This window comes from Salinivibrio sp. MA427 (genome assembly GCF_001996115.1).
Classification (GTDB): Bacteria; Pseudomonadota; Gammaproteobacteria; order Enterobacterales; family Vibrionaceae; genus Salinivibrio; species Salinivibrio costicola.
In genome coordinates this window covers 1-5,494 of record NZ_MUFH01000174.1, presented here as the reverse complement: position 1 = coordinate 5,494, position 5,494 = coordinate 1, and the positions used below count along the sequence as shown (strand labels likewise).

Genomic DNA, 5,494 nt, shown 5'->3' with positions numbered 1-5,494 from the left:
AGCCAGGCTTTGCCATGCGTGTTCGGGAATGTTCAGTTTCGATTTGTTCAACATACATACCAAGGGTTAGCTGCTGTATACCAATTTTTTTCAACACCGTAACTCGTCCTTACTACTACAACACCTCACAATGATTTTTTAACTCTATTACTAACGTAAATTCAGCGCAAAGCAAATTTGGTTCCTGTGCGTTATACTTCCACGCTTAATTTTTATTTTTCTGGGCGTTTTATGCAGATTATTGCCAAACATACCGATGAGCGGGTGCTACCGCTAGAGAGTAAAACCGTTATCAAGCGTGATGCAGCACGCGCGATTGTTTTGCAGGGTGATGAGATCTTACTGATGTATACCGCACGCTATGATGATTATTCACTGCCAGGTGGAGGAATTGACCAAGGGGAAACCCAAGAGCAAGGCATGATCCGCGAACTGCAAGAAGAGACGGGTGCTCGAGGTATCCGGGATATTGAACCGTTTGGCTGTTTTGAGGAATATCGTCCTTGGCATCGCGACGGCGCCGATGTGATGCACATGCTCTCTTACTGTTTTTATTGCCAGGTGGATCGTGAGCTTGGAACGCCGACATTTGAACATTATGAGCGACATAATGGGATGCGCCCGGTATGGGTACGTTTGGATCACGCGATTGCGCATAACAAAGCGGTGATGGCAAACAGCGACAAAGCGGGTCAATCGTTGGTACGAGAAACCATGCTCCTTGAGATGATTGCTCAGCAACGTGATAGCACCCAGCAAGCCACAGCGTAATCGGGTAGGACCCCTTCATGGACAAAGCGCAACTGATTAAATTGGCCAATATGCGCATGCCGTTTGGCAAATACGCCGGCCGTGTATTGATTGATCTGCCTGAAGAATACTTGCTGTGGTTTCAAAACAAAGCGGAATTCCCCGACGGCGAGCTCGGTGACTTGATGCAATTGTGCTTGGCACTCAAGGTCGAAGGCTTAGAAAGCGTCGTTAAGCCTTTGATTTGCCATGATAAAGCACCAAGATGAGCATCAATCAAAATATCGAGTCGTTGATGCAGTAGGTACAATCGCGACGAAAGTAACGCTCAATGTGTCATGATTGCTTAACGCGCTATCACCCATTGGCGGTTTTCGTCTGTCTTATCCATCATTGCGCGTAGAAGTTGTGCGCGGGCGTCGTCACTGGGTGCAATCAGATCATAAATACCGCTTATCGGCTGGCCGTTTTCTTGAGTGTCGACCCGCATGGCGGCGGCGCAGGTTTCACCATTTTGGGTGCCAATGCATAAAGAAACGCCGGCCTCAGCGACTTCTACGCCATCTTGAAGCGCTAATTGTGCGAAGTATGCCAGCATGTTTGCATGATCTGATTCTGGCCACTGTTTGGCTTGAAGCTTGGCGTATTGGATCATTAGTGGATGGCTATCAACCCAGTAAAGCGTTAATGGATGAGTGGCTGGGGCCGCAGGCATAACGAAGGGTTCAGGTGACTGAGTGGCGGCGTGATAGATATCATAGCCGGTGAGGCTTTCTTTGGTTGGAAACTGAGCTTGTTTGACATGACAAGCCATCCAACGTTGTTTGATATCAAAATGGGAAATAATTGCCGGCGCGTTCATAAACACCCTTTTCATTGCCTACAAAGGAAACGTATCATAACCGAGTCGGCGTCTAGAACAAACCGCCCCTCGCCAATGCCCGCCAATATAGCCTGCTAGAGATCACAGCTTAAGTGTGAGTGATTTAAATATGAGCAGACGTCATGTGCTGAGTTGCGTAAAATAGGAAATAGAAATCCCATTTATTTCGATGATTGAGTTCCTCTTTTATGTCTGGTCAGCGACTGCGTGCACAATTTACCCGCCTTTATCACCACTTTAACGGCGAAGATACAGATACAGCGTTACAAGCGATCGCCGACATCCTCGTGTGCACGCGGCGCAATGCGCGGATGGTCTTGAGTAAGTTAGAGGAGCATGGTTGGTTAACATGGCAACCCTCTGTTGGGCGAGGCAAGTTGTCACGTTTAACCTTTTTACGCAGTGAATCGGCATTGCGCGAAGAGCAGGCGGCGCAATGGCTTACACAAGGTAAAATCGATCAGGCTTTAGCCTGCTTGGATCACGATTCCACCAAGCTGGTCACCTTGATTCAAAAGCAAATGGGGCCGAGTACGCAAAATGGCCGTCAAATTGTGCGTTTGCCTTATTACCGTCAATTAGAAGAACTTGATCCACGTGGACCACTGCGCCGCTCAGAACAGCACTTGGTGGGACAAATATTTAACGGCCTAGTGCGCTATCGGGGCAATGATCGCATTGTCGTTGCCGATTTAGCGCATCATTGGGATGCCATATCCGCAAGCCAATGGCGCTTTTACTTACGACCGGGTGTCCGGTTCCATGATGGGCGCTTGATGACGGAGCATGATGTCATTGCTAGTCTTTCCAACCTCGCGACTCGGCGCTTTTTCGCCCATGTGGCAAGTGTGACATCACCTGGGCCAAGAATGATTGATATTCATCTCTCTTGCCCGGATCCTCTTTTCGATCATGCGCTCACCCTCCCTGAAGCTTTAATTCTCCCTGCTGATTGTGATCATGATAAGCAATTTGCCTATCAGCCTGTGGGGACAGGCCCGTATCGCGTGGCTGAACGGCAAGCGCATCGTTTGGTGCTGGAAGCATTTGACGATTACTTTGGCTATCGCGCACTGACCGATGAGATCCAAATTATGGTATTCGACGAAGCAGCCATGTGTTATCTCACACCAAGTACCACGCTCACACCCGAGCGACTGGCAAGTCATCAGACGACGTTGAGTCAAAAACTCGAAATGGATCAGGGGGCCGGATATCTGTTGCTTAATTGTCGCGATGGGCTCGCCAAACAGCCAGCGTGGCGAGAATACTTACACGCCAAGTTGTCATCGCTGCAACTGCTACCACGTTTAGCCGCGCACGGCATGGGGGAGTATCGATTATTCAACGCGTATGGATTAATGCCAGGCTGGATGCATTATGTGCAAGCGGAGCGTGAGCTGACCGCGCCGGGCCCGACCTCTTTGACAGTCGCGTATTTATCAGACCACCCCTTATACCCGTTGATTGCGCAAGCCATAACCAAACATTTGTCTGAAGAGGGCATCACGGTGAATGTTTTAGCGCTATCTCCGGCGGAATATTTTAGTGGTCGTTACAGTCGCAAAATTGATATTTGGTTGGGCGCGATGAGCTTCGGTGAGCGCGGACAGGTTGGGTTATTCAACTGGCTTGGTACGCATGATTTGGTGTTACATGCCTGTACGGATGCGCTTGTTACCAAGATAGAGACGGAAACACGACGTTGGCGTGAAACACAAGATGATCATTGTGCTGAAACCTTGGCGCGTTGCCTGGTTGAACACCAGATGATCCCGTTATTCCATATTTGGATGGGAGTCATGGCGACGCCAGATTTACAAGATGTCGCGTCTAATGCCGTCGGATGGTTTGACTTTAAATCGATATGGCACAAGCCCGGTTAAACCGTCGTGTGCTCTTCGAGACCAAGTGAAAAAGTCGCTGTCATGAGCAAGTATTTGTGCAGTGGTAGGCTGTCTTTTATCCGAAATAGAGGATGAAAGATACGATAGCGTCCTTCGGTTAACCCGAGGGGAGAAATGGCATCTGAGAGACTAGTGGTTGCAGATACGAGGCGAACACCTTGCGCTCGATAGGCATCGGCATGAATGGGCTGGTGGCCTAACCACCATGAGGGAACGGCTTTACTCGCGTTCGTCCGGTCAATCCAGTGATCGCTCACAATGATCACGCGTCCAGGCTCAGAAGGGTCAGTGATACCGTTGTTGAGTAGCCAAGCTACATCACGAACTAACGCGTCTCGACAGGCATTATTGCCACTGAGTAAGCGGTGCGCAAGGATATAAATCGCGCTGTCATCTAACTGGAGCTTGTACACGGTCTGGCTATGAGGGCGAGTGTCGTCGAGAAGATGAAACTGTGCCGGTCTATCATGCGCTTCAAGCACACGCATCAAGCGACGCGCTAACGCTTTACCCATATGCGTATCGCGCATGCCTCGATTGTGAACTGTCGGATAGTGATGTTCGCACAGCTTGACACAATCTTGCTGAAACTGGCGCAGTGCCAGCGAGACCAGATCATCTAACAAAAACGTTTTACTCCTACCAAAACATCGACACAGCGTTTGTGGCCAAATCGTCCAGTTCAAAGTATGTAGTATATCACTTAAATCACCTAAAAAATCAGCGAGAAACGCTACTTTGTGCGCACTTTCTCATCGTATACCATTTTACGCCAGCGGCTAACGACCGGCTTGCAGCACCTAGGTCGGGCAAGAATTTGCTTTTTGTTGCGAGCCTATTTGGTGTTAGGTTGGTGAGAAACAGGTTTGAAGTTATTGATAGATAGACGGGTGTCATCGGTATTGAGAGGAAAACCAAGCGTGAATATCAAGGAGCAGCTGGGGCGCGTGTTTATTTTTAGTCACTGCCTATCGATGCGTGGGCCAATGATTCGGCTCTCGACACGGGTAGGGTTGCTGCTGTGGATACTTTATATACCCACCGGACAGGCTGCGAGTTACCTGTTACCCACGGACGGAAGTCGGTTAGTCGGATCCCTTGAAACACATCAGGTTGAAGGGGGCGAACACCTTGAAGCCATTGCCAAACAGTATAATGTCGGTTTTTTAGCGCTATTGGCGCTGAACCCGGGTGTGGATCCCTACTTACCTGAAGCGGGCACCTTGATACGTTTACCTCAGCAGTACTTATTGCCGAAACCGCCCCATGAAGGGATTGTGATTAACTTGGCTGAGCTTCGCCTTTATTACTTTCCCGCGCAGGATGCCGCGGTTACCGAAACCGGAGAGCCTCTTTCATCGACAGAGAAAAACACCCGTCGGCGTGTTCATATCTTTCCCATTGGTATTGGACGGATTGGGCGAGATACGCCAAAAATGGATACCTTCATTAGTCAAAAGCGAAAAAATCCGACATGGACCCCGCCTCAGAGCATTAGAGATGAATACCGACAAACGCGCGGAATCAGCTTGCCCGATGTGGTACCCGCCGGCCCTGATAACCCCCTGGGTAAACATGCGTTACGCTTGGGTTATGGGCATGGTGAGTATTTAATCCACGGGACCAATAAATCGTTTGGGATTGGCTTACGGGTCAGTGCAGGCTGTATTCGCTTGCGGCCGAATGACATTGCTTGGTTATTTGATGCCGTGGATGTTCGTACGCCTGTGCGTATTATTGATACACCGACCAAAGTGAGTCTTGAGCCTGATGGACGTGTAATGGTTGAGGCGCATCGCCCGCTTTCTGACACGCTTGATGAGGCGGATAAACGCATCACCCGAGCACCGGATCCAAGGATTTTATCTTTATTTAAGCACTTTGGCCTGTCAATACAGCGTTACCGAGCGGCTTTAGTGGTACAAGAGGGGCTCCCGATTGAGGTGGCTTCTCT

Annotated in this window: 6 protein-coding genes; 4 read left to right on the top strand and 2 right to left on the bottom strand. The window is 49.5% G+C overall.

All coding sequences use genetic code 11. The features are described from left to right. Window positions 1-231 precede the first annotated feature (231 nt). Together BZG79_RS10910 and BZG79_RS10905 are read left to right on the top strand one after the other, a co-directional pair. Window positions 232-771, top strand: coding sequence for an NUDIX hydrolase (locus BZG79_RS10910; RefSeq protein ID WP_077461362.1), 540 nt, complete (start codon window positions 232-234; stop codon window positions 769-771). A gap of 17 nt (window positions 772-788) precedes the next feature. After that, the gene (locus BZG79_RS10905) at window positions 789-1,019 is read left to right on the top strand and encodes a DUF3820 family protein (protein ID WP_077774399.1); all 231 of its coding nucleotides are present in this window, start codon (window positions 789-791) and stop codon (window positions 1,017-1,019) included. Window positions 1,020-1,096: 77 nt separating this feature from the next. Here the strand turns inward: BZG79_RS10905 and BZG79_RS10900 are convergent, their stop codons facing one another. Beyond that, a complete protein-coding gene (locus tag BZG79_RS10900; RefSeq protein ID WP_077774398.1) occupies window positions 1,097-1,612 on the bottom strand; it encodes a hypothetical protein in 516 nt (171 codons plus the stop codon). Window positions 1,613-1,821: 209 nt separating this feature from the next. Between BZG79_RS10900 and BZG79_RS10895 the strand changes: the two genes are divergently transcribed. Continuing rightward, window positions 1,822-3,519: an SgrR family transcriptional regulator gene (locus BZG79_RS10895; RefSeq protein WP_077661115.1), complete on the top strand. Its 1,698-nt coding sequence runs from the start codon at window positions 1,822-1,824 to the stop codon at window positions 3,517-3,519. Here BZG79_RS10895 and BZG79_RS10890 read toward each other — a convergent pair. After that, window positions 3,516-4,166, bottom strand: a complete 651-nt coding sequence (locus BZG79_RS10890) for a hypothetical protein (protein ID WP_077774397.1) — start codon at window positions 4,164-4,166, stop codon at window positions 3,516-3,518. The genes BZG79_RS10895 and BZG79_RS10890 overlap by 4 nt on opposite strands. 360 nt (window positions 4,167-4,526) lie before the next feature. Here BZG79_RS10890 and BZG79_RS10885 point away from each other — a divergent pair. Then, window positions 4,527-5,494: L,D-transpeptidase family protein (locus BZG79_RS10885; RefSeq protein WP_108743277.1), on the top strand; the 968-nt coding region annotated here is incomplete at its 3' end.